The sequence below is a fragment of the Bradyrhizobium sp. 23 genome (assembly GCF_023073295.1).
Taxonomy (GTDB): Bacteria; Pseudomonadota; Alphaproteobacteria; order Rhizobiales; family Xanthobacteraceae; genus Bradyrhizobium; species Bradyrhizobium canariense_D.
Map to the genome: position 1 here is coordinate 1 of NZ_JADPJF010000072.1, position 1,485 is coordinate 1,485.

The 1,485-nt window shown below is 57.3% G+C and carries 1 protein-coding gene; it reads left to right on the forward strand.

All coding sequences use genetic code 11. The features are described from left to right. Positions 1-1,062 precede the first annotated feature (1,062 nt). Positions 1,063-1,485: IS110 family transposase (locus tag IVB32_RS19795; RefSeq protein WP_247409715.1), on the forward strand; the 423-nt coding region annotated here is incomplete at its 3' end.

Consider the following 1,485-nt stretch of genomic DNA (forward strand, 5'->3'; position numbering starts at 1 on the left):
CGATCGGTTACCTCAGCCCTGTTGAGTTCGAGCGCAAGGTGGGATTAGCTTAACCCGGTGTCCATCATACCGGCAGCAGCTCAGCCGTGGCGATTCCGCAAAACGTCAAGCCAGCCTCAATAGGGTTGCGGCTAAGCGCTTACGTCTAACCGTAGGCGCCGGTGGCTGAGAGACAATTCCGCGCTCCCGCCTGCATGTTAGGAGCGCAAAATGGCCGAAGAATTCAGCGCCGAGACACGCCGCCGGCTCGAGCGAGCCAACGAAACCATCGCTCAAAGTCGTCAGTTAGCCACGGAACGTCGCGCACTCGTCCCTGAGTGCGAACTAAATCTCCGACACAGGCTGCTCAACATTGCCACCCTGCCTACTGATGACCTGGAGCGCCGGGTCCGCGCACCTGAGGGGAGTGGACTGCACCCCCTTGTGGCCCATCAAGTTGCGCCTCGTTCGGAGGAGGTCCGCTCATCGCGCCACAGCAGACCAGGTTGTTCAACTTGAGTTCTTCGCATTTTGACCCATTGCAAAAGCTTCGAGCGTTCGTCTTTACGAACACGTGCTGGGGACCCACTCCATGCCACAGCACGGGATAAACGTTGTGCTCGACATCGCCGGGAATGTCCTCCTTTTAGCCATGAGTTGCTTCGGGGTGATTGCGGTGACCCACAGCAGTCGTCAAGCTAATGGCTAGTTTTCTTGATGCGAACTGGCTCACTGTTGGGGACGCTCTTGCAATCCCAATCTGGGCCGAAGCCAGATGCCTGATGAACGGACGGATATCGAACAAGAACGACAGCACAGACACATATCAGAACAACGGCAAAGAGGACGACGAAGACGTCACTGCGTGCGAGCTGCCACCTGAGCCATCTCATCGTTCGTTCCCGGGTTAACTACCATTCTCGCAATTAGCCTCGCCTCGCTAGAGATTCATTCGACCAATTCGGAGAAATTGAGCAATTGGCGCGAGGCCAGCTTTTGATGCTGTGGACGGCTCCTCCACGGGCACGAGAGTGCCAAACAATGGGCGCCGTTTAAGGCTCCCACGATTCGGAGGAGCAGCCTATGCAGTCAATTTCAACGATTGGTCTGGATATCGCGAAGTCGGTCTTTCAAGTGCATGGGGTCGATGCAGCCGGCCAGGTGATCATACGCCGTCAGCTCAAGCGCCGTTTCGTGCTGTCCTTCTTTGAGAAGTTGCCGCCGTGCCTCGTGGGGATCGAGGCTTGCGCGTCCTCGCATTATTGGTCGCGCGAGCTGCAGGCGTTGGGGCATACGGTGCGATTGATGCCTCCCGCCTATGTGAAGCCCTACGTTAAACGGCAGAAGAACGACAGCACCGACGCGGAGGCTATTTGCGAGGCGGTCACAAGGCCCAACATGCGGTTCGTGCCGACCAAGACCATCGAACAACAGAGCTGTCTGATGCTTCATCGCGTGCGCCATCTCTTCATTCGCCAGCAGACTGCCGTCATCAACTCGATCCGC